Source organism: Pseudomonas sp. Pseusp16, from assembly GCF_047324915.1.
GTDB classification, from domain to species: Bacteria; Pseudomonadota; Gammaproteobacteria; order Pseudomonadales; family Pseudomonadaceae; genus Aquipseudomonas; species Aquipseudomonas fluorescens_CD.
Window position 1 is genome coordinate 3702016 of sequence record NZ_CP168522.1, and the last position, 22522, is coordinate 3724537.

19 protein-coding genes are annotated in these 22522 nt (G+C 60.1%); 7 read left to right on the forward strand and 12 right to left on the reverse strand.

Annotated features, from left to right (window positions below; genetic code table 11):
- The first annotated feature begins 23 nt into the window (after window positions 1-23).
- Window positions 24-1073 carry an alkene reductase gene (locus tag ACEN8Q_RS16950; protein WP_413428485.1) on the forward strand — a complete coding sequence of 350 codons (1050 nt, stop codon included), beginning with the start codon at window positions 24-26 and terminating at the stop codon, window positions 1071-1073.
- A 211-nt stretch (window positions 1074-1284) separates the two neighbouring features.
- Window positions 1285-1938, forward strand: a complete 654-nt coding sequence (locus ACEN8Q_RS16955) for a hypothetical protein (RefSeq protein WP_413703466.1) — start codon at window positions 1285-1287, stop codon at window positions 1936-1938.
- 252 nt (window positions 1939-2190) lie between these two features.
- On the opposite strand, the gene emhR is transcribed toward ACEN8Q_RS16955, so the two are convergent.
- Window positions 2191-2823, reverse strand: coding sequence for an efflux system transcriptional repressor EmhR (gene emhR, locus ACEN8Q_RS16960; RefSeq protein ID WP_413428483.1), 633 nt, complete (start codon window positions 2821-2823; stop codon window positions 2191-2193).
- 277 nt (window positions 2824-3100) lie between these two features.
- On the opposite strand from emhR, the gene ACEN8Q_RS16965 reads away from it, so the two are divergent.
- The 4 genes from ACEN8Q_RS16965 (at window position 3101) to ACEN8Q_RS16980 (ending at window position 10572) form a co-directional block, all read left to right on the forward strand.
- Entirely contained in the window at window positions 3101-4258 is a 1158-nt protein-coding gene (locus ACEN8Q_RS16965; RefSeq protein ID WP_413428482.1) for an efflux RND transporter periplasmic adaptor subunit, read from the forward strand.
- A 3-nt stretch (window positions 4259-4261) separates the two neighbouring features.
- On the forward strand, window positions 4262-7423 hold the full coding sequence (emhB, locus tag ACEN8Q_RS16970; protein WP_413428481.1) for an efflux RND transporter permease subunit EmhB: 3162 nt from the start codon (window positions 4262-4264) through the stop codon (window positions 7421-7423).
- Window positions 7423-8883 (forward strand): efflux RND transporter outer membrane subunit EmhC, encoded by a 1461-nt coding sequence (gene emhC, locus ACEN8Q_RS16975; protein ID WP_413428480.1) that lies wholly within the window; start codon window positions 7423-7425, stop codon window positions 8881-8883. The genes emhB and emhC overlap by 1 nt, the downstream gene beginning before the upstream one ends.
- Window positions 8884-9312: 429 nt before the next feature.
- Window positions 9313-10572 (forward strand): OprD family porin, encoded by a 1260-nt coding sequence (locus tag ACEN8Q_RS16980; protein WP_413703467.1) that lies wholly within the window; start codon window positions 9313-9315, stop codon window positions 10570-10572.
- A gap of 137 nt (window positions 10573-10709) precedes the next feature.
- Here ACEN8Q_RS16980 and pcaC read toward each other — a convergent pair whose 3' ends face one another.
- The 11 genes from pcaC to pcaR form a co-directional block, all read right to left on the reverse strand.
- Window positions 10710-11102 carry a 4-carboxymuconolactone decarboxylase gene (gene pcaC, locus ACEN8Q_RS16985; RefSeq protein ID WP_008016493.1) on the reverse strand — a complete coding sequence of 131 codons (393 nt, stop codon included), beginning with the start codon at window positions 11100-11102 and terminating at the stop codon, window positions 10710-10712.
- Between the two features lie 10 nt (window positions 11103-11112).
- Window positions 11113-11904, reverse strand: a complete 792-nt coding sequence (gene pcaD / locus ACEN8Q_RS16990) for a 3-oxoadipate enol-lactonase (protein ID WP_413703468.1) — start codon at window positions 11902-11904, stop codon at window positions 11113-11115.
- 11 nt (window positions 11905-11915) lie between these two features.
- Entirely contained in the window at window positions 11916-13280 is a 1365-nt protein-coding gene (locus ACEN8Q_RS16995; RefSeq protein WP_413428898.1) for a 3-carboxy-cis,cis-muconate cycloisomerase, read from the reverse strand.
- 45 nt (window positions 13281-13325) lie between these two features.
- Complete coding sequence (locus tag ACEN8Q_RS17000) at window positions 13326-14630, reverse strand: MFS family transporter (protein WP_413424460.1); 1305 nt, start codon at window positions 14628-14630, stop codon at window positions 13326-13328.
- A 203-nt stretch (window positions 14631-14833) separates the two neighbouring features.
- Entirely contained in the window at window positions 14834-15400 is a 567-nt protein-coding gene (pcaG, locus tag ACEN8Q_RS17005; RefSeq protein WP_057400792.1) for a protocatechuate 3,4-dioxygenase subunit alpha, read from the reverse strand.
- A gap of 1 nt (window position 15401) precedes the next feature.
- Window positions 15402-16106: a protocatechuate 3,4-dioxygenase subunit beta gene (gene pcaH, locus ACEN8Q_RS17010; protein ID WP_108216752.1), complete on the reverse strand. Its 705-nt coding sequence runs from the start codon at window positions 16104-16106 to the stop codon at window positions 15402-15404.
- Window positions 16107-16143: 37 nt separating this feature from the next.
- Window positions 16144-17349 carry a 3-oxoadipyl-CoA thiolase gene (pcaF, locus tag ACEN8Q_RS17015; RefSeq protein WP_413424463.1) on the reverse strand — a complete coding sequence of 402 codons (1206 nt, stop codon included), beginning with the start codon at window positions 17347-17349 and terminating at the stop codon, window positions 16144-16146.
- The gene (locus tag ACEN8Q_RS17020) at window positions 17346-18125 is read right to left on the reverse strand and encodes a CoA-transferase subunit beta (protein WP_057400795.1); all 780 of its coding nucleotides are present in this window, start codon (window positions 18123-18125) and stop codon (window positions 17346-17348) included. Before ACEN8Q_RS17020 ends, pcaF begins: the two co-directional genes overlap by 4 nt.
- On the reverse strand, window positions 18125-18982 hold the full coding sequence (locus ACEN8Q_RS17025) for a CoA transferase subunit A (protein ID WP_008016482.1): 858 nt from the start codon (window positions 18980-18982) through the stop codon (window positions 18125-18127). Before ACEN8Q_RS17025 ends, ACEN8Q_RS17020 begins: the two co-directional genes overlap by 1 nt.
- Before the next feature lie 283 nt (window positions 18983-19265).
- Complete coding sequence (locus ACEN8Q_RS17030) at window positions 19266-20612, reverse strand: MFS transporter (RefSeq protein ID WP_413703469.1); 1347 nt, start codon at window positions 20610-20612, stop codon at window positions 19266-19268.
- Between the two features lie 124 nt (window positions 20613-20736).
- Window positions 20737-21579, reverse strand: a complete 843-nt coding sequence (gene pcaR / locus ACEN8Q_RS17035) for a pca regulon transcriptional regulator PcaR (RefSeq protein ID WP_008016479.1) — start codon at window positions 21577-21579, stop codon at window positions 20737-20739.
- Window positions 21580-22268: 689 nt separating this feature from the next.
- Here pcaR and ACEN8Q_RS17040 point away from each other — a divergent pair.
- A complete protein-coding gene (locus ACEN8Q_RS17040; protein ID WP_007986337.1) occupies window positions 22269-22469 on the forward strand; it encodes a hypothetical protein in 201 nt (66 codons plus the stop codon).
- The last annotated feature ends 53 nt before the right edge of the window (window positions 22470-22522 follow it).

Genomic DNA, 22522 nt, shown 5'->3' on the forward strand with positions numbered 1-22522 from the left:
TTACCTCACGAGGGTTGCATTAAATGACGACTATTTTCGATCCGATCAAACTGGGCGACCTCGAGTTGGCCAACCGCATCATCATGGCGCCACTGACCCGCTGCCGCGCCGACGAAGGTCGCGTGCCGAACGCGCTGATGGCCGAGTACTACGTACAGCGCGCTTCCGCCGGCCTGATCCTCAGTGAAGCCACGTCGGTTACCCCGATGGGCGTCGGCTACCCGGACACCCCGGGCATCTGGTCCAACGATCAGGTGCGCGGCTGGTCCAACGTGACCAAGGCTATCCATGGGGCGGGTGGCAAGATCTTCCTGCAGTTGTGGCATGTGGGCCGCATTTCCCACGGTTTGTACCTGAACGGTGAAGCCCCGGTCGCGCCGAGCGCCATCCAGCCAAAGGGCCACGTCAGCCTGGTTCGCCCGTTGGCCGACTTCCCTGTCCCGCGCGCCCTGGAAATCGCTGAAATCGCCGACATTGTCGACGCTTACCGCGTCGGAGCCGAGAACGCCAAGGCCGCCGGTTTCGATGGTGTGGAAATCCATGCCGCCAACGGTTACCTGCTCGACCAGTTCCTGCAAAGCGGCACCAACCAGCGCACCGACAACTACGGCGGCTCCCTGGAAAACCGTGCGCGCCTGCTGCTGGAAGTGACTGACGCCGCCATCGAAATCTGGGGTGCCGGCCGCGTGGGGGTGCACCTGTCGCCACGCGCCGACTTGCATGACATGGGCGACGACAATCTGGCCGAAACCTTCACCTACGTCGCAAGCGAACTGGGCAAGCGTGGCATTGCCTTCATCTGCTCGCGCGAGAAAGAAGGTGCCGACAGCCTCGGCGCACAACTCAAGGAAGCCTTCGGTGGCCCCTACATTGCCAACGAGCGCTTCACCAAGGACAGCGCCAACGCATTGCTCGCCAGCGGCAAGGCCGATGCAGTGGCCTTCGGCGTACCCTTCATTGCCAACCCTGACCTGCCGGCACGCTTGCAGGCTGACGCGCCGCTGAACGAAGCGCGTCCGGAACTGTTCTACGCCAAGGGCCCGGTCGGATACATCGACTACCCGACGCTGTAACCGGCAACCGTTGAAAACCAAAAGCCCCGACTCGAAAGAGCCGGGGCTTTTTAATTCTTACCGCTCAACTAATGAAACAACATCAGCATTGCAAGCAAGTTACCCTTCGATCTACTTTTATAAAACCAAAAATAAAAACCAACTTCCCCACACCACAAGCGCTCTCGCCATCAAACACCATAACCAACCTGACAGCTCGAAAGGAATCGACATGACTAATACTCAAGATAATGACACCGACAGCACTTATGAAAGTCTGCTTTCTTTTTTCAACCTGACCTCTATTGGCTTGCTGTATCAACTCTCACCCCACTTTCTCGATAAGGAAAACCAGGCAATGCTTGAAGACCTGGTGGGCAAGGCCAAGGTTGAAATTATTGGGTTCATCGAGGAAATTGAGGCAGCGAAAGCCCTGAGTCAGCAGATCGAGCAGTGGCGCACTCAAGAGACAGATCCGAAACACACGCGTGTAATAGTGAAAATCATAAATAACACGTCTCATGTATTCAAAATCTCGCAGACCAGCCTGCCACTGAGCCAAGCAGATTTCGACACCTTTGAAATTCCCGACGACAGCAAAATAGCGTTCAAATCCGAGTTTGCCTACGAGTTCACACCTCCCCGTAAAAAAGGCAAAATCATGTTCAATCACTTTATAGACTTCACCGATCAGGATGTCTGTATTCGCTTTGATCTCGGCATGATCATGAATTCTTCTTACGGTTTTTTTACACCCACACTCAGACCAACGAGAAAAAGCACTGTGACTTCGATTGGCAAGTCCAGGTTAAACTGTTCAAGCACAATCACCAGCACGAATGATGACGCCCCCTGCAACTTCGAGGTGGAAATCACTTTAGGTTGATGAGACTTTGAGTTTTTTCGATCAAAGCTGACTCAGCTCCCGGCCTCATCAGCAGGAAATACTGTTCTGATGGGGCTGAGTCAGCCTCGCTCCCCCCTCCCTTCACACCCAAGACACAAAATCCCTACAAAATACTGAGCTGGCTGCCTGTCATCCCGCCCGGGGTACGTATATAAAAGCACCCCATTACGGCACATCGAGTGACGAAAAGGTCCCCGGCCGACACACGCGGAGCCAATTACGTATTTTGTTTCATTTGCGCAGGCTGGGGCTCAAGCGCAGCATATCCAGTCCGGTATCAACCCAACGCTCGGCTTCGGTGTGCAATTGAAAACTGTCGGGGGCCAGCAACCACTGGTACAGGATGCCGTCTATATAAGCATGCAAGCTGATCGCGGCGCGGGCGGTGTCGAGGTTTTCCGGCAACTGACCGCGGTTCACGGCATTACTCAGGGCCAAGCCGATCCGCACATTGCATTCGAGGCTGGCCGACACGCGTTGTTGGCGCAGGTCGCACATTTCATCGGTGAATTCGCACTTATGAAAAAGAATCTCATTGATGCGTCGGGTTTTCGGGTCCAGCGCAATTTGATGAAACAAATGAATCAACAGTTTGCGCATGCAACCCAGGGGATCGAGTTCGTCTTCGCTTTCGCTGGCCTTGGCCATTTCTTCCAGTGGCTCATGCAAGGTGTCGAGCATGGCCTGCACCAGATCCGCCTTGTTGCTGAAATGCCAGTAAATGGCCCCTCGAGTGACGCCGGCCAGGGTCGCGATGTCCGCCAGGGTCGTGCGCGCCACGCCTCGCTCGAAAAAGGCCTTTTCGGCCGCCACGAGAATTTGCGCGCGGGTTTCCTGAGCTTCCTCTTTGGTACGACGGACCATGGCAGTACAACCTCAATCAGGGTGCTTCAGCGATGTCTGAATATCAGCTGAATAAAAGTGGGGCGAACGTTCTGGGGGTTCGTCCCCGGCCTACAATTCCAACCTTTCAACGGTTTGTGTAACGGCTGGTGTAACGGTGTTGATACGCAGCCTGGGTATTTACAAACAGCCATGTACGTAAGTATATTCCTTAGCAAGCTACTTATCCACTCGGCATACACTTTTCAACCTTCCACCTTTCTAGTGCGCTCCTTGCGCGCCTGACCCGAGGATTTTCATGCAATTCAAGCCAGCTGTTACCGCTCTGGTCGCCGCCGTCGCCCTGGCATCGCTGCTCAGCGGATGCAAAAAGGAAGAGGCAGCACCGGCCGCCCCACCGCCTCAGGTCGGCGTCGTGACTCTGCAACCTCAAGCTTTCACCCTGACGTCCGATCTGCCAGGCCGCACCAGCGCATTCCGCATTGCCGAAGTCCGTCCTCAGGTCAACGGCATCATTCTCAAGCGCATGTTCAAGGAGGGCAGCGACGTCAAGGCCGGTCAGCAGCTCTATCAGATCGATCCATCGATCTATGAAGCAACGCTCGCCAGCGCCGAAGCGAACCTGCGTTCGACCAAGTCGATTTCCGACCGCTACAAGCAATTGGTCGACGAACAAGCCGTAAGCCGTCAGGAATACGACACCGCAGTAGCCAACCGCCTGCAATCGGAAGCCGCGCTGCAAACCGCGCAGATCAATGTGCGCTACACCAAGGTCAACGCCCCGCTGACCGGCCGTATCGGCCGTTCCTCGGTGACCGAAGGCGCACTGGTCAGCAACGCCCAGGCCGATGCGATGGCGGTGATTCAGCAAATCGACCCGATCTACGTCGACGTGACGCAGTCCTCGGTCGAGCTGCTGCAACTGCGCCGTGAGCTGGAAAGCGGTCGCCTGCAGAAAGCCGGCGACAATGCGGCCTCGGTCAAGCTGACCCTCGAAGACGGCAGCGACTACAAGCTGGACGGCAAGCTGGAGTTCTCCGAAATCTCGGTTGACCAGACCACCGGCTCCGTCACCCTGCGCGCCATTTTCCCGAACCCTGACCACACCCTTCTGCCAGGCATGTTCGTGCACGCCAAATTGCTGGCCGGTGTGAACAGTGCGGCGATCCTGGCCCCGCAGCAAGGCGTGACCCGCGACCTCAAAGGTACGCCGACCGCACTGGTTGTCGGCCCGGACAACAAGGTCGAACTGCGTCAACTCAAGGCCAACCGCACCGTCGGTAACCAATGGCTGATCGAAGACGGCCTGAAGGCCGGCGATCGCCTGATCACCGAAGGTCTGCAATTCGTCAAACCTGGCATCGAAGTCAAGGCCAGTGAAGCGACCAACGTAGCCGTAAAGAACCCGGCCCCCGCCCAGGTAGCTGACAAAGCCTCTGGCGGCCAAGGGGAGTAAACCATGTCGAAATTTTTTATCGACCGTCCGATTTTCGCCTGGGTAATTGCCCTGGTGATCATGCTGGTCGGGGCACTATCGATCCTCCGGTTGCCGATCAACCAGTACCCGAGCATTGCGCCTCCAGCGATCGCCATCTCCGTGGCCTACCCGGGTGCTTCGGCACAAACGGTTCAGGACACCGTGGTTCAGGTGATCGAGCAACAGCTCAACGGTATCGATCACCTGCGTTATGTCTCGTCGGAAAGTAACTCCGACGGCACCATGACCATTACCGCGACCTTCGAGCAAGGCACCAACTCCGACACCGCGCAGGTTCAGGTCCAGAACAAGCTGAACCTGGCGACCCCGCTGCTGCCGCAGGAAGTGCAACAGCAAGGTATCCGCGTCACCAAGGCCGTGAAGAACTTCCTGTTGGTGATCGGCGTGGTGTCGCGTGACGGCAGCATGACCAAGGACGACCTGTCCAACTACATCGTGTCGAACATGCAGGACCCGATCTCGCGGACCGCCGGTGTCGGCGACTTCCAGGTGTTCGGTTCCCAGTACGCCATGCGCATCTGGCTCGACCCGGCCAGGCTGAACAACTACAACCTGACCCCGATCGACGTCAAAACCGCCATCGCCGCGCAGAACGTCCAGGTGTCGTCCGGCCAGCTCGGCGGCCTGCCTGCCCTGCCCGGCACCCAGTTGAACGCGACGATCATCGGCAAGACCCGCCTGCAGACCGCGGAAGAGTTCGACAAGATCCTGCTCAAGGTCAACAAGGATGGTTCCCAGGTTCGCTTGAGGGATGTTGCCGAAGTCGGTCTGGGGGGCGAGAACTACAGCATCAACGCCCAGTTCAACGGTGCCCCGGCTTCCGGCCTGGCCGTGAAACTGGCCACCGGTGCCAACGCTCTCGATACCGCCAAGGCCCTGCGCGCGACCATCGACAGCCTCAAGCCGTTCTTCCCGCAAGGGATGGAAGTGGTGTTCCCGTATGACACCACTCCGGTCGTAACCGAATCGATCAAGGGCGTGGTTCACACCCTGGTCGAAGCGGTCGCCCTGGTGTTCCTGGTGATGTTCCTGTTCCTGCAGAACTTCCGTGCCACCATCATCACCACGATGACCGTGCCGGTGGTATTGCTCGGTACATTCGGCATCCTCGCGGCCGCCGGTTTCAGCATCAACACCCTGACCATGTTCGGCATGGTGCTGGCCATCGGCTTGCTGGTGGACGACGCCATCGTCGTGGTGGAAAACGTCGAACGGGTGATGAGCGAGGAAGGCCTGTCCCCGAAAGAAGCCACCAAGAAGTCCATGGGCCAGATCCAGGGCGCACTGGTCGGTATCGCCCTGGTGCTGTCGGCGGTTCTGCTGCCAATGGCGTTCTTCAGCGGTTCCACCGGTGTGATCTACAAACAGTTCTCGATCACCATCGTCTCGGCCATGGCCCTGTCGGTACTGGTCGCGCTGATCTTCACCCCGGCACTTTGCGCCACCATGCTCAAGCCGATCCCGAAAGGCGAGCACGGCGTACCCAAGCGCGGCTTCTTTGGCTGGTTCAACCGCAATTTCGACCGCGGCGTTCGCAGCTACGAACGCGGTGTCGGCAATATCCTGCAGCGCAAGATCCCGTATCTGCTGGCGTACCTGCTGATCGTGGTTGGCATGATCTGGCTGTTCACCCGCATTCCAACGGCGTTCCTGCCTGAGGAAGACCAGGGTGTACTGTTCGCCCAAGTGCAAACCCCGGCCGGCTCCACAGCCCAGCGTACCCAGGTGGTCGTCGATGAAATGCGTGAATTCCTGCTGCGCCCGGGCAAGGATGGCGGCGAGGGCGATGCGGTGAACTCGGTGTTTACCGTGACCGGCTTCAACTTCGCCGGCCGTGGCCAGAGTTCGGGTATGGCGTTCATCATGCTCAGACCCTGGGACGAACGTAACGCCGAGAACAACGTGTTCAAGGTGGCGGCCCGTGCCCAGCAGCACTTCTTCACCTTCCGCGATGCCATGGTATTCGCCTTCGCGCCACCGGCGGTACTGGAACTGGGTAACGCCACCGGTTTCGACGTGTTCCTGCAGGACCGCGCCGGTATCGGCCACGAAAAACTGATGCAAGCGCGCAACCAGTTCCTCGGTATGGCCGCACAAAGCAAGATTCTCACTCAGGTGCGTCCGAACGGCCTGAACGACGAACCGCAATACCAGCTGGAAATCGATGACGAGAAGGCCAGTGCCCTGGGCATTACCATCGCCGACATCAACAACACCCTGTCGATTGCCCTGGGCAGTAGCTACGTCAACGACTTCATCGACCGCGGTCGGGTGAAGAAGGTTTACGTGCAAGGCAAGCCAGGCGCTCGAATGGGCCCTGAAGACCTGCAAAAGTGGTACGTGCGCAACGCCAGCGGCACCATGGTTCCGTTCTCGGCGTTCGCCAAGGGCGAGTGGATTTACGGTTCGCCGAAACTGGCTCGCTACAACGGCGTGGAAGCGATGGAAATCCTCGGCGCCCCGGCACCGGGTTACTCCACCGGTGAAGCCATGCTCGAGGTCGAAGCCATTGCCAAGAAACTGCCGGCGGGCGTCGGTATTTCCTGGACCGGCCTGTCGTACGAAGAACGTCTGTCCGGTTCGCAAGCGCCGGCGCTGTACGCCCTGTCGCTGCTGATGGTGTTCCTGTGCCTGGCGGCGTTGTATGAAAGCTGGTCGATTCCGATCGCGGTGATGTTGGTGGTACCGCTGGGGATCATCGGTGCACTGATGGCCACCAGCCTGCGCGGTCTGTCCAACGACGTGTACTTCCAGGTAGGTCTGTTGACGACTATCGGTCTGGCGGCGAAAAACGCCATTCTGATTGTCGAATTTGCCAAGGAACTGCACGAACAAGGGCGTAGCCTGCGCGATGCCGCAATCGAAGCCTGCCGCATGCGTCTGCGACCGATCATCATGACCTCGCTCGCCTTCGTGCTGGGTGTGGTACCACTGGCGATATCCACGGGCGCAGGTTCCGGTAGCCAGCATGCAATCGGTACGGGCGTGATCGGCGGTATGATCACGGCCACTGTGCTGGCGATCTTCTGGGTCCCGCTGTTCTTCGTCACCGTGTCGTCCATTGGCCAGCGTAAAATCGCCGACCAGGATGACGCTATTGAAACTTCTAAAGAGGCTGGCTAATGAGCAAGTCGCTACTCTCCCTGACAGTCGCCGCCTTCGTGCTCGGTGGTTGCTCGCTGATACCTGATTATCAGCAGCCCGAAGCACCGGTGGCGGGGCAATACCCGCAGGGCCCGGCGTACTCGCCGGCCCAGGCACCGGCGCAAGCTGCTGCCGAGCAGGGCTGGAAGCAGTTTTTCCATGACCCGGCGCTGCAACAGCTGATCCAGGTTGCCCTGGAAAACAACCGGGACCTGCGTGTCGCGGCCCTGAACATCGACGCGTTTGCGGCTCAGTACCGCATCTCCCGCGCCGATCTGTTCCCGGCCGTCTCGGCCAACGGCACCGGCAGCCGTCAGCGCGTTCCGGCTGACGCTTCGCAGACCGGCAAAGCCGGCATCACCAGTTCCTACTCGGCCACGGTCGGGGTCAGCGCCTATGAACTCGACCTGTTCGGTCGGGTTCGCAGCCTGAACGAAGAAGCGTTGCAAAAGTACTTCGCCACTGAAGAAGGCCGTCGCAGCACGCAGATCAGCCTGGTGGCCAGCGTGGCCAACGCCTACCTGACCTGGCAGGCCGACAAGGAACTGTACAAGCTGACCCAGGACACCCTGGCCACCTTCGAGGAGAGCTACAAGCTCACCGCCCGCAGCAACGAAGTCGGCGTCGCTTCGGCCCTGGACCTGGCGCAGTCGCGCACCTCGGTGGAAAACGCCCGTGCGCAACTGGCCAAGTACACTCGTCAGGTCGCCCAGGACGAGAACAGCCTGGTGCTGCTGCTCGGCACTGGAGTCCCGGCCAACCTGCAAGCGGCCAAACCGCTTGACGACGACCTGCTGAGCGACGTTCCGCCCGGCTTGCCGTCGGACCTGCTGCAGCGTCGTCCGGACATCCTTCAAGCCGAGTACAACCTGAAGGCCGCCAACGCCAACATCGGCGCGGCACGGGCTGCGTTCTTCCCGAGCATCAGCCTCACGGCCAATGCCGGCACCCTGAGCCCGGACCTGTCCGGCCTGTTCAAGGGTGGTTCGGGCACCTGGCTGTTCCAGCCGCAGATCAACCTGCCGATCTTCAACGCCGGCGCCCTGAGCGCCAGCCTGGATTACTCGAAAATCCAGAAAGACATCAGCGTGGCGAATTACGAGAAGTCCATTCAAACGGCCTTCCAGGAAGTCGCCGACGGCCTGGCCGCCCGCCAGACCTACGTCCAGCAGTTGCAGGCACAGAAAGATTTCGTCAGTGCCAACCAGGCGTACTACGGCCTGGCCGAGCGTCGTTACCGCATCGGTGTCGACAGCAACCTGACCTTCCTCGATGCCCAGCGTCAGCTGTTCAGTGCGCAACAGGTGTTGATCACCGACCGTCTGGCGCAACTGGTCAGCCAGGTCAACCTGTACAAGGCCCTGGGTGGTGGCTGGAACGAACAGACGGCGAAGAACGAGCCGTTGAAAGAAGAAGCGCCGAAGATGAAGTATTTCTGATAGCGCTGTGAAAACGAGAAGCCCACCTTTTGGTGGGCTTTTTGTTGGCTGCGAGAAAACTGTGGTGCCCGGACTGGCCTCTTCGCGAGCAAGTCCGCTCCCACATTCAACCGCGTTTCTTTCTGGAAGAACCCGGTTAAATGTGGGAGCGGGCTTGCTCGCGAAAGGGCCAGTACAAACAACACAAATCCCCGGCCAATGTTGCGTTCGATAATCGCCCAAAACCTGCTTTTAACAATTGAACCATCTAGTACATTCCATTCACCATCCGACCCACAAAACCAATAACAACAGGTTCGACACCATGCCCCCGCGCCCCGCCCTCTCCGGCTGATCCACTTCGTTTGTGCTGAATTCCAATGTTCGTCTGCAACCCCGGGTTGCGGCATCACCCCGCTTCATCCCCAAGAATTAGAGAGACCCGAGTCCATGACGCCTTCCACCGCGCAATATTTCGTTCCCGGCCTGATCGCCGCCGCCCTGGCCAGTACCGCCCTGCCCGCCTGCGCCGAAGAGCCGGGCTTTGTCGAAGGCGCCAAGGTCAACCTGAACCTGCGCAACTTCTACATCAACCGCAACTTCACCAACCCGACCAAGGCCCAGGGCAAGGCTGAAGAATGGACACAGAGTTTCATCCTCGACGCCAAGTCCGGGTTCACCCAGGGCACCGTCGGGTTCGGCATGGATGTGCTCGGTTTGTATTCGGTGAAGCTCGACGGCGGCAAAGGCACCGGTGGTACGCAATTGCTGCCGCTGGACCACGACGGCCGCCCGGCGGACAACTTCGGCCGCACCAACGTGGCGTTCAAGGCGAAGCTGTCACAGACCGAAATCAAAGTTGGCGAATGGATGCCCGTGCTGCCGATCCTGCGTTCGGACGACGGTCGCTCGTTGCCGCAAACTTTCCGTGGCGGCCAGATCACCTCAAAGGAAATCAACGGCCTGACGCTCTACGGCGGCCAGTTCCGCCAGAACAGCCCACGCGACGACAGCAGCATGAGCGACATGTCGATGACCGGCAAAGCCGCGTTCACCTCCGACCGTTTCAACTTCCAGGGCGGTGAATACCTGTTCAACGACAAACGTACCCAGATCGGTCTGTGGAACGCCGAGCTCAAGGACATCTACAGCCAGCAATTCATCAATCTGATCCACAGCCAACCGCTTGGCGACTGGACCCTGGGCGCCAACCTCGGTTTCTTCTACGGCAAGGATGACGGCAGCGCCCGGGCCAGTGAGCTGGACAACAAGACCATGTACGGCTTGTTCTCGGCCAAATACGGCGGCAACACGTTCTACGTCGGCCTGCAGAAACTCACCGGCGACAACGCCTGGATGCGGGTCAACGGCACCAGCGGCGGCACACTGGCCAACGACAGCTACAACTCCAGCTACGACAATGCCCGGGAAAAGTCCTGGCAAGTGCGCCACGACTACAACTTCGTCGCCCTCGGCGTACCGGGCCTGACCCTGATGAACCGCTACATCAGTGGCGATAACGTGCACACCGGCAGCATCACCGATGGCAAGGAATGGGGACGTGAATCAGAACTGGGTTACACCGTGCAGAGCGGTGCGCTGAAAGACCTGAACGTGAAATGGCGCAACTCGACCATGCGTCGCGACTACAGCAACAACGAGTTCGATGAGAACCGCGTCATCATCAGCTACCCGATCAGCCTGTTGTAAACACTGAACAAATGTGGGAGCGGGCTTGCTCGCGAAGGCGGTCTGTCAGCCAACAAAAACTTCGACTGACAGACCGCCTTCGCGAGCAAGCCCGCTCCCACACTGGTTCTTCGGTGTATTTGAAATCTGCGCGCGAATCACTCCCGCGACTCAACCCCCAACTCATCCCACACCGACTCGGCCAGGTGGAACGTCGCATTGGCTGCCGGAATCCCGCAATAGATCGCACTCTGCATGATCACTTCCTTGATCTCGCCACGGCTGACACCGTTGTTGGCGGCAGCGCGCAGGTGCAGTTTGAGTTCACCCTCGCGGTTCATGCCGATCAGCATGGCGATGGTGATCAGGCTGCGGGTGTGGCGCGGCAGGCCCTCGCGGGTCCAGATGTCGCCCCAGGCGTGGCGGGTGATCATCTCCTGAAACTCCGAGTTGAACTCCGTCAGGGTGGTCAGGCTGCGGTCGACATGAGCGTCGCCCAGTACCGCGCGACGGACTTTCATGCCTTCGTCGTAACGTTGTTTCTCGTCCACGGAATTTCCCTCAACGAGCCTTCAAAAAGGCCAGAACGCGTTCGCTGAAATCAGCGCCGGCCTGCACGTTGGACAGGTGCGCGGCATAGAACTCGGCGTACTCGGCGCCCGGCACGTGCTCCTGAATGAAACGCCCACCCGACGGCGGCGTGACCGCATCCTGAGTGCCGGCGATCACCAGCAGCGGCGCCTTGATCGAGGACAACTGATCGCGGAAATCGGCATCGCGCACAGCTGCGCAATTGGCCGCATAACCTTCAGGCGAAGTCGCCGCCAGCATGTCGGTAATCTGCTTGGCCGCCGCCGGGTTGGCTGCCGAGAAGTCCGGGGTGAACCAGCGGGCAATCGACGCATCGCGCAGGGCGACCATGGCCGCCTGACCGTCACGCAGCACCATTTCGATACGCGGGTTCCATACCGATGGATCGCCGATTTTCGCTGCGGTGTTGCACACCAACAGCTTGTTCAGGCGCTCGCCGGCATTGATCCCCAGCCACTGGCCGATCAGCCCGCCCATGGACAGACCGCAGAAATGCGCGCGCTCAATGTGCAAGGCATCCAGCAACGCCAGCACGTCGCGGCCCAGTTGCTCGATGCTGTATGGCCCAGGTGTCACCAAGGATTTGCCGTGACCACGGGTGTCGAAACGCAGCACGCGAAAATGCTCGGTGAACGCTGCAATTTGCGCATCCCACATGTGCAGGTCCGTGCCCAGGGAGTTGGACAGCACCAGCACCGGCGCATCGACCGGTCCTTCAATTTGATAATGCAGTTCGCCCTCGGCGAGTTGTACAAAAGCCACAGCAGTCTCCTTCAGGCAGTCAATGCAGAATGTTCAGCCACCGCCCGCTCGACCCAGGTTTTGGCCTGACCGAGGTAATGGGCGGGGTCCAGCAGATGATCGAGTTCTTTCGCCGACAGTTCGGCGGTTACTTGCGGCTCGTCGCCGAGTACCGCACGCAGGTGACGTTGTTCGGCCACGGCGCGTTTGCAGCATTGCTCCAGCAGATGGTGTGCGGTGTCGCGCCCAACCCGTTGCGCCAGGACGATACTCACTGCTTCGGCGAGTACCAGCCCCTGGGTCAGGTCGAGGTTGCGAGCCATGCGCCCGGCATCCACTTCCAGGCCTTGAGCGATCAACAACGCCTGCTGCAGGCTGCCCGACACCAGGCAGCAGATTTCCGGGAGGGTTTCCCACTCGGCATGCCACAGGCCGAGGCTGCGCTCGTGTTCCTGGGGCATGGCGCTGAACAGCGTCGAAAGCAAACCGGGTACGCGAGTCGCCGCGCCGATCAGCACCGCCGCGCCCACCGGATTGCGTTTGTGCGGCATGGTCGAGGAACCGCCCTTGCCCGGTGCCGAGGGTTCGAACACTTCGGCGGCCTCGGTTTGCATCAGCAGGCTGATGTCGCGACCGAGCTTGCCGAGACTGCCGGCGATCAGTCCGAGTGCCGCCCCAAACTCCACCACGCGGTCACGCTGGGTGTGCCATGGCTGATCGGGCAAGGTCAGTTGCAGCTCTTCGGCCAGCGCCCGGGCAATCGGCATGGCCTGTTCACCAAGGGCCGCCAGGGTCCCGGATGCACCACCGAATTGCAGTACCAGCAGTCGTGGCTTGAGTTCCGCCAGGCGTTGGCGACTGCGCGTCACCGCCCCCAGCCAGCCTGCGATCTTCATGCCGAGGGTAACGGGCGTTGCGTGTTGCAACCAGGTGCGCCCGGCCAGCGGCGTGGCCGCATAGCGTTGGGCCTGCGTCGCAAGGGTCTGGCCCAGTTGCGCCAGATCGCTTTCGATCAGTTCCAGTGCACGGCGCAGTTGCAACACCAGGCCGCTGTCCATCACATCCTGACTGGTCGCGCCCAGATGCACATAACGTTCGGCTTCGGCATCGGTGGCCGCGATCTGCTTGCCCAGCGCCTTGACCAACGGAATCGCCGAGTTACCCGCCGTGGCAATCGCCTCGCCCAACGCCGCAAAATCGTAAAGTCCGGCGCTGCAAGCCGCTTCAATCGGCGCAACAGCACTCGACGGAATCAACCCGACCCGCGCTTCGGCCCGGGCCAGTGCCGCTTCGAAATCGAGCATGGCCTGGACCCGGCCCTGATCGCAGAACACGTCGCGCATATCGCGGGCAGTGAAATAGGCATCGAACAATTGATTGCCCGGTCGCTGGTTCATAAACAATTCCTGGAGGCGCGGGCCGCTACGGCCCGCGCGAAAAGATCAAAGATCGTGATGCAGGTACGCGGCTTGTTTCGGCAGGCGCAGGCTGAACAGGAACGCCACCGCCATCATCACCGTGACGTACCAGTAGAAGGAGTTTTCCATCCCCCCGGCCTTGAGGCTCAAGGCCACGTATTCCGCCGAACCGCCGAAGATCGCATTCGCCACCGCATACGCCAGGCCGACACCCAGTGCACGCACCTCTGGCGGGAACATCTCGGCTTTCACCAGGCCACTGATGGAGGTGTAGAAACTGACGATCGCCAGTGCCAGGGTAATCAATACAAAGGCCAGGAACGGGCTGCTGACACTTTTCAGGCTCAACAGGATCGGTACGGTGAACAGCGTGCCGAGGGCGCCGAACCAGAGCATCGAGTTACGCCGGCCGATCTTGTCGGCGAGCATGCCGAAAACCGGTTGCATACACATATAGAGGAACAGCGCGCCGGTCATGATGTAGCTGGCGGTCTTGGCCGGCATGCCGGCGGTGTTCACCAGGTACTTCTGCATGTACGTGGTGAAGGTGTAGAAAATCAGCGAACCACCGGCGGTGTAACCCAGTACGGTGATGAACGCGGCTTTATGGTCGCGGAACAGTGCGCTGATGCTGCCGGCGTCCTTGTTCTCGCGCATTTCCTTGCTGGTGGTTTCTTTCAGCGAACGACGCAGATAAAGCGACACCAGCGCCGCCATGGCCCCCACCACGAAGGGAATCCGCCAACCGTAGGCACGCAACTCGTCTTCACTGAGGAACTGTTGCAGGATCACTACGACCAATACCGCCAGCAGTTGCCCGCCAATCAGCGTCACGTACTGGAACGAAGCGAAGAAACCGCGCTGCCCCTTGAGGGCGACTTCACTCATGTAGGTGGCGGTGGTGCCGTACTCGCCACCTACCGACAGGCCCTGGAGCAAACGCGCAAACAGCAACAGGATCGGTGCCCAGATCCCGATGCTGCTATAGGTCGGCAGGCAAGCGATCAGCAACGAGCCGAAGCACATCATCAGAATCGAGATCAACATCGAATTCTTGCGCCCGTGCCTGTCTGCCAACCGACCGAAAATCCAGCCGCCAATCGGTCGCATCAGGAACCCGGCGGCAAACACGCCCGCGGTATTGACCAACTGCACCGTGGGGTTGTCGGAGGGGAAAAAGGCCGGCGCGAAATACAGCGCACTGAAGGCATAGACATAGAAGTCGAACCATTCGACCAGGTTGCCGGACGAGGCGCCGACAATGGCGAAGATCCGTTTTCTGCGCTCTTCGCCGGTATATAACGCGGGTGTAGCGGTTGGCGTTGTCATTGTTTTTCACTCAATGGGGACAGTGAGAGTCTAGACACACTTTGCAACAGCCCCGTTCCACAGATGGATCGGTAACGCGATCCCTTGTAGGAGCGAGCTTGCTCGCGATGGACGTCAGCGATAACGCGGGCTGCCTGAATGCCCGCGTTGCCCAGACCTTTTTCGCGAGCAAGCTCGCTCCTACAGGGATTTATGGTGTTCACTCAATAATCAAAGAACACCGTCTCGGCATCGGTACCCTGCAGAATCACATTCCACTGGTACACACCGCTTGCATCCTTCTTCGCCAGCAAAGTACCCCGACGCTCGGCCGGCACGCACTCCAGCAGCGGATCGTTCACATTCGCCGCTTCGCCATCGAAGTAAATCCGTGTCAGCAAGTGCTTCACCAGGCCACGGGCAAACACCAGCACCACCAGGTGCGGCGCCTGAGTCGTGCCTTTGAGTCCCTCGACAGTACCCGGCTTGATGGTGGTGAAACGAAAACGTCCTTCGGCATCCACCGGCACCCGACCAAAGCCTTCGAAGTTCGGGTCCAGGGGTTTGTCCTGGTCGTCTTCGGGGTGGTCATACTTGCCGGCGGCGTTGGCCTGCCAGACTTCCAGCATCGCGTCGTTGACGATGTCGCCATTGCCGTCGACCACTTGCCCGGTGATCGCCACGCGCTCGCCCAGGGTTTGTTCGACGGTCAGGTTTTCGCGGTTCAGCCAGGTCAGGCCGATGTGGTAGTACGGCCCGACGGTGTGGGACGTGGTCGCAGTCAGCGTCATCTTATTTCTCCATCGGCGTGGCATCGCGGCCGCGCAATACGATGTCCCAGCGATAACCGAGGGCATAGGAAGGGATGGTTTTTTCCAGATCGAACGTGGCGATCAAACGCTCTTTGGCGCTGGTATCGGGCACGCAGTTGTAGATCGGGTCGTACGCCAGCAGCGGGTCACCCGGGAAATACATCTGCGTCACCAGGCGCGTCAGAATACTCGGCCCGAACAGCGAGAAATGGATATGCGCCGGGCGCCACGCGTTGTGGTGGTTACCCCATGGATAAGCGCCAGGCTTGATGGTCTGGAACTGATACCAGCCATCGGCGTCGGTCACGGTGCGGCCGGTGCCAGTGAAATTCGGGTCCAGCGGTGCGTCGTGCAGGTCGCGAGCATGGGCGTAGCGGCCGGCGGCGTTGGCCTGCCAGATCTCTACCAGAATCCCCGGCACCGGTAGACCGTTTTCATCCAGGACACGGCCGTGAATGATGATGCGCTCACCCTGTGGCTGCCCCTCATGCTGAGCGGTCAGGTCGTTATCCTTCTCGTTGACGCGCTCGGCGCCGATGGTCGGTCCGGTGATTTCCGACAACGAATGGGGCAGAAACACCAACGGCTTGGACGGCGAGCGCAAGTTGGTGGATTGATAGGTCGGGTGCAGGTACTCCGGCTGAGTGCCCGCCTGCGGGCGACGGTATCCAGGCTTGTCAGTCATTACACTTTCCTCAGTTCTTGTTAGTCGACGGGACGTGTCAGACACGTTCGATCGCCAAGGCCAGACCCTGGCCGACGCCGACGCACATGGTCGCCAGACCTTTCTTGCCCCCGGTTTTTTCCAGCTGATGCAACGCGGTCAACACCAGTCGCGCGCCGCTCATGCCCAACGGATGACCCAAGGCAATCGCACCACCGTTCGGATTGACCTGGGCCGCGTCGTCCGCGATCCCCAGTTCACGCAACACCGCCAAGCCCTGGCTGGCGAACGCTTCGTTGAGTTCGATGACGTCGAAATCGCTGACCGCCACACCGAGGCGTTCGGTCAGTTTACGCACCGCCGGCACCGGGCCGATCCCCATCACCCGCGGCGCGACACCGGCGCTGGCCATGCCCAGCACTTTGGCGCGGGCGGTCAGGCCGTGTTTCTTCACGGCTTCGGCCGAGGCCAGGATCAGCGCCGCTGCGCCATCGTTCACTCCGGAGGCGTTGCCGGCGGTGACGGTTTTGTCGGGGCCGTTGACCGGTTTGAGTCTGGTCAGGGCTTCCAGGGTGGTGTCGGCGCGAGGATGCTCGTCCTGACTGACCACGGTTTCACCCTTCTTGTGGGCAATCCGTACTTCGACAATTTCTTCGGCGAAGAACCCGGCGGATTGCGCGGCGGCGGTGCGTTGTTGACTGCGCAAGGCAAAGGCGTCCTGATCTTCACGGGACACTTTGTAGTCGTCGGCCACGTTGTCAGCGGTCTGCGGCATCGCGTCCACGCCGTACTGCGCTTTCATCAGCGGGTTGATGAAGCGCCAGCCGATGGTGGTGTCTTCGAGCTTCATGTTGCGCGAAAACGCTGCGTCGGCCTTGCCCATCACGAACGGCGCACGGGACATCGACTCGACGCCGCCGGCAATCGCCAGCTCCATCTCGCCACTGGCGATTGCGCGGAACGCGGTACCGATGGCATCCATGCCCGAAGCGCAGAGACGATTGAGGGTCACGCCGGGAATGGTTTCCGGCAACCCCGCCAACAACAGCGCCATGCGCGCGACGTTACGGTTGTCTTCACCGGCCTGGTTGGCGCAGCCGAGGAACACCTCGTCCACCGCGTTCCAGTCCACCGATGGGTTGCGCTCGATCAAGGCCTTGATCGGCACGGCGGCCAGGTCGTCGGCACGCACCGTCGACAGGCCACCGCCGAAACGGCCGATGGGGGTACGAATCGCGTCGCAGATATAAACGTCACGCATCACGCTTCTCCCGGGGCTTGGCCGTGTGCCGCAGCGGTACGGGCTTCGAGATCACGCAGCGCGGTCAGTTCGACCTCGGTCGGCTCGGCGGTTTGCTCAACGTTGTCGGCAAAACGGATTGCCCAACCGGTGGCGGCGACCACTTGCTCGCGGGTCACGCCCGGGTGCAGCGCGGTGACCACGAATTCGTGGGTACCCTCCTCCGGCTCCATGATGCACAAGTCGGTGATGATCCCGACCGGGCCGGCGCCCGGCAGGCCGAGACGCTTGCGCGAATCGCCGCCTTCGCCGTGGCCGACCGAGGTAATGAAGTCGAGTTTATCGACGAACGAACGCGCCGACTGCTTGAGGATGATCAACACGCTCTTGGCGGAACCGGCGATCTCCGGCGCGCCACCGGCGCCTGGCAGGCGCACTTTCGGCGCGTGATAATCGCCGACCACGGTGGTGTTGATGTTGCCGAAACGGTCGACCTGCGCCGCGCCGAGGAAACCGACGTCGATGCGTCCGCCCTGCAGCCAGTAACGGAAAATCTCGCCAGTCGGTACCACGGTGTCGGCGGTTTCCGCCAACTCACCGTCACCGATCGACAATGGCAGTACGCTTGGTTTGGCACCGATCGGACCCGATTCATAGATCAGTACTACATCAGGAGAGGATGTCAGGCGCGCCAGGTTGGCCGCTTTCGACGGCAGGCCGATACCGACGAAGCACACCGAACCATTCTTCAAACGGCGAGCGGCGGCGACAGTCATCATTTCATTGGTGGTGTAAGTCATTACTTCGCCTCCGAAGCGGCGGCCAGTTTGGCCTGGAACTCGCTGAAGTCAGCGCTGCCGTGGATGTATTCGTTGATCCACGCGGTGAAGGTTTCACGATCGCGGGCAATCGGGTCCCAGGCCTGGTAGAAACGGTTGTCGCGTTCGGTGTAACCGTGGGCGTAGGACGGGTGCGCGCCGCCAGGTACGTGGCAAACCGCGCTCAAGGCCCAGGTGGGCAGCACACAGGCGTTCATCGGCGCATTGAGGTCGTCGACGATCTCTTCAACGGTGACGATGCAGCGCTTGGCGGCCAGTGCGGCCTCTTTCTGCACGCCGAGGATGCCCCAGAGCAGCACGTTGCCCTTGCGGTCGGCTTTCTGCGCGTGAATCACGGTAATGTCCGGGCGCACCGAAGGCACGGCGGCCAGTACTTCACCAGTGAACGGGCAAGTCACCGACTTGATCAGCGGGTTGACCTTCGGCAAGTCGGAACCGGCGTAGGCACGCAGGACCGCGAACGGCAGGCCGGAAGCGCCGGCGACGTAGGCATTGGCCAGGTCGGCATGGCTGTGTTCTTCGATCTCCAGCGCATGCGGCCACTGTTTCTCCACCGCGTCACGCAGGCGATGCAGGGAGCCGACACCCGGGTTGCCGCCCCAGGAGAAAATCAGCTTGCGGGCACAACCAGCACCGATCAACTGGTCGTAGATCAAGTCAGGGGTCATCCGCACCAGGGTCAGGTCTTTCTTGCCCTGGCGAATGATTTCGTGACCCGCCGCCGTCGGGATCAGGTGGGTAAAGCCTTCGAGCGCGACCGTATCGCCGTCGTTTACGAATTGCTTCACCGCGTCGTGCAGCGAAAGGATTTCAGCCATTGGGGCAGGCTCCCGTTTATTGTTAACCGACAGTGGAAGAAGGCGCCGATGCGCAGCGCCGGAATGACTGAAGGTTAAGCTTCTGAAAAAGGCCAAACAATCCGATAATCGACTGAGCGTTCGATTATCGAACACATTGTTGTCTGGCTACCTATCCCCAAAAAGCTTCGCGAGCAGGGCTCGCTCCCACCAGGATTAACTGAACCCTGTGGGAGCGGGCTTGCTCCGGGCGGCGATCCGACGAAGAGGCCTTCAAATACACACGAGATTCCGGATCAGGCTGTCAGGTCGCATCCGCATGGCTGACCATGCCCTTGATCACCACCGCCGTGGTCGCCAGCGCCGCCGGTATCACCAGCGCCGTCAGCACTTGCTCGAAGTTCCAGCCCAGCCCCAGCAGCGTCGCGCCCATCCACGCCCCGAGGATGGCACCGAAGCGACCGATCCCGAGCATCCACGACACTCCGGTGGCCCGCCCCTGAGTCGGATAAAACCGCGCAGCCAGCGACGGCATTGCCGATTGCGCACCGTTGACACACATCCCGGCCACCAGCACCAGCGTTGCCAGCAGCGCGATGTTGCCCAGGCTCTGCCCTACCGCGTAGGCAAACACCCCGGCCAGCAGGTAGAAAGTGCCGATGACCTTGTGCGGATTGAACCGGTCCATCGCCCAGCCCACGCCCACCGCACTCAACACGCCACCGAACTGGAACAACGCACCGATGAAGGCGGCCTGCTCCATGCTCGCGCCACTGTCACGCATCAGCGTCGGCAGCCAACTGGTCAGCAGGTAGACGATCACCAGGCCCATGAAGTAGGTCAGCCATAACAGCAAGGTGCCGACGCTGCAGCTGCCGGAGAAGATCACCGCGAACACATTGCGCGCCTTCACGGTTTTCTGTTCCGGCACGCTGAAACTGGATGCCTGGGCCACCACTGTCGGGTCAATCGGCGCCAGTGCCTTGCGCACTTTGTCCGTACCGCGGTTACGCACCACCAGGTAACGCGCCGACTCCGGCAGCCAAAGCAGCAAAACGACGGCGAGGATCAGCGGCAGAACTCCGCCGATCAGCAGCAGGCTGTGCCAGCCAAAGGCCGGAATGAGCTTGGCCGAGATAAATCCGCCGCCGGCCATGCCGAGGTTGAAACCGCAGAACATGCTGGTCACCAACAGGGACTTCTTGCGCTCCGGGGTGTATTCCGACAGCAGGGTCGTGGCATTCGGCATGCCTGCGCCCAACCCCAGGCCGGTCAGGAAGCGCAATACCAGCAACTGATCGACATTGCTGCTGTAGGCCGAGGCCAGGCTGAAGGCGCCGAATAGAAGCACCGCCCCGACCAGTACGACTTTTCGCCCGAAGCGGTCAGCCAAAGGACCGGAGCCCAGTGCACCGAAGACCATGCCGATCAAGGCTGCGCTCATTACCGGGCCAAGGCTGGCACGATCGATCCCCCAATCCTGAGACAGCGCCGGCGCGATGAAGCCCATGGCCGCGGTATCGAGGCCGTCGAGAAAGACAATCAGAAAACACAGGATCACCACCCGCCACTGGTAGCGCGAAATGGGTTGAGCGTTGATGAAGGACTGCACGTCGAGGCAGTTACCTACAGCAGACTGAGGCTGGTTCATTATTTTTATTCCGTGGATCACAGTCGAAAAGGGGCCAGCCGGGGCTGACGCAGTCGCGACAGTAATGATCCACAGGAAACAGCGTCAATTCGCTGAACGCGACTCTGTGCGTTTATCGAACAGCTTAGGAGAACAACTGGGTACTCAGGTCGCGACTGGCACTCAGCAGGCCGGGCAGAAAACGCTGTTCCAGTTCATTGCGGCTGACTCGCCCGGCGTGGGTGCTGACATTGAGGGCCGCGACCACCTGGCCAGAGGCGTCATACACCGGGACGGCAATCGAACGCAGCCCTTGCTCGAGCTCCTGGTCGACGATGCACCAGCCTTGCTGCCGCACCTCTTGCAGGCATTCGAGCAGTGCCTCGGGGGTGTGAATCGTACGGCTGGTCTTGGCCTGCAATTCAGCGTGATCGAGGTATTCGCCCAGCGAAGTGTCATCCAGCGCGGCCAGCAGAATCCGCCCCATCGACGTGCAATAGGCCGGCAAGCGCCCGCCCACCGACAGGTCCACCGAAATCAGGCGTTGGGTGGTCGCAGAGCGGGCGATGTACAGAATGTCATCACCTTCCAGCGTGGCCATGTTGCAGGCCTCGTGCAGTTGCTCGCTCATGCGGTCCAGGTAAGGCTGGGCGGAAACCGCCAGCGGCGTCGATGACACATAGGCATGGCCGAGGGTCAGCACTTTGGGCAGCAACGAATAGGTGCGGCCGTCGGTGGTGGCGTAGCCGAGTTTGATCAAGGTGTGTAGGCAACGTCGCACGGCGGCGCGGGGAATTTCCGTGCGGTGACTGATCTGGGCGATGGTCAGGTGCCGTTTGCGCTCCTGAAACGCTTGCACCACGGCCAGGCCACGGGCAAGGGACGTCATGAAGTCCGGGTCGCCGGTCAGCGCCTGGATCCGTTTGGCCGGTGAGGCAACGATGGGGGGAGCCACTGAAGCGAAGGAATTGCGCATTTGATCGTTCATACAAGGTCCTTTTACCCACTCGGATCAGCGACTATTACAAAGGGCTACCGCCTGGCACTCAAGCCCGGCCCGCCATCTCCGGGCGATTATCGAACGCTCGACCGATAATCGCAATCCACCCTGTCAATCACCCGATCCGCTGATACCCGGTTTTCCGCTGACTCACGAACCGCTGTTTACATCGACTTGACACAGGACTTAATGAAGCAATCCAAATACCGAAACTTGTTCGGCTTAACGGCGTCAGAAAGGCATCTCGGCGATGTGGTATCAGTCGACGTTCCAGTTAATCGCAAGTTTTGAGCAACAAAACGGTCACACACCAAGATTCACTTTTAACTCTTTGGAGATAGTGTTCTTCAAATCGGCCGCTATAATACAATTCAGTAGCACTTCGGTTTTTTACTTGCCGAACCCGCTGCCCGGCAATGCGATGTTCCATCGCCGTTGCCCGTAGCAAGCGCCAGATACGCATTGCACAGCCTTGCCATTGCGCTTGCTGAAACAGGAGACTGAAGCTACGTCAGCTATTTATCTCTGGTGTCGTAGCCGCCTGTGACATGGAAGTATTGATCACGCCGTTGCCAAAACGATGCCTTGAGGGGCATTGCCCATTCGATGAACGTGATCAGTCGATTTGATACAGCGCGTTTTCACCAGAATTTATCCAAACTCAATCAGGTAGCACTGTGACGAAAGACGAACTGCGCGCGGAACTAGAGCGCCAGGAACAACGTTACAAGGAAGTTTACGGCGGAGAAGTCACCACTTACGCCGCTCAACCCGAACCGGAACGCAAACCCTGGCGTAAACGCGCCACCGTTCAGGATCAGGTTTTCCAGCAAGAACTTCAAAAAATGGAAAAGGAACTCAAAGCCGAAGAGCCGTGACTGCTTTGGCCTGATCCTTACAAGGGCCTGCCTCTGCACCTGTTAAAAGCGGG

Bases quoted from the DNA above. Each gene is read 5' to 3' on its own strand.
- ACEN8Q_RS16950 (WP_413428485.1), top strand. From the start codon at position 24: ATGACGACTATTTTCGATCCGATCAAACTGGGCGACCTCGAGTTGGCC.
- ACEN8Q_RS16955 (WP_413703466.1), top strand. From the start codon at position 1,285: ATGACTAATACTCAAGATAATGACACCGACAGCACTTATGAAAGTCTG.
- emhR (WP_413428483.1), bottom strand. From the start codon at position 2,823: ATGGTCCGTCGTACCAAAGAGGAAGCTCAGGAAACCCGCGCGCAAATT.
- ACEN8Q_RS16965 (WP_413428482.1), top strand. From the start codon at position 3,101: ATGCAATTCAAGCCAGCTGTTACCGCTCTGGTCGCCGCCGTCGCCCTG.
- emhB (WP_413428481.1), top strand. From the start codon at position 4,262: ATGTCGAAATTTTTTATCGACCGTCCGATTTTCGCCTGGGTAATTGCC.
- emhC (WP_413428480.1), top strand. From the start codon at position 7,423: ATGAGCAAGTCGCTACTCTCCCTGACAGTCGCCGCCTTCGTGCTCGGT.
- ACEN8Q_RS16980 (WP_413703467.1), top strand. From the start codon at position 9,313: ATGACGCCTTCCACCGCGCAATATTTCGTTCCCGGCCTGATCGCCGCC.
- ACEN8Q_RS16995 (WP_413428898.1), bottom strand. From the start codon at position 13,280: ATGAACCAGCGACCGGGCAATCAATTGTTCGATGCCTATTTCACTGCC.
- ACEN8Q_RS17000 (WP_413424460.1), bottom strand. From the start codon at position 14,630: ATGACAACGCCAACCGCTACACCCGCGTTATATACCGGCGAAGAGCGC.
- pcaG (WP_057400792.1), bottom strand. From the start codon at position 15,400: ATGACGCTGACTGCGACCACGTCCCACACCGTCGGGCCGTACTACCAC.
- pcaH (WP_108216752.1), bottom strand. From the start codon at position 16,106: ATGACTGACAAGCCTGGATACCGTCGCCCGCAGGCGGGCACTCAGCCG.
- ACEN8Q_RS17020 (WP_057400795.1), bottom strand. From the start codon at position 18,125: ATGACTTACACCACCAATGAAATGATGACTGTCGCCGCCGCTCGCCGT.
- ACEN8Q_RS17025 (WP_008016482.1), bottom strand. From the start codon at position 18,982: ATGGCTGAAATCCTTTCGCTGCACGACGCGGTGAAGCAATTCGTAAAC.
- ACEN8Q_RS17030 (WP_413703469.1), bottom strand. From the start codon at position 20,612: ATGAACCAGCCTCAGTCTGCTGTAGGTAACTGCCTCGACGTGCAGTCC.
- pcaR (WP_008016479.1), bottom strand. From the start codon at position 21,579: ATGAACGATCAAATGCGCAATTCCTTCGCTTCAGTGGCTCCCCCCATC.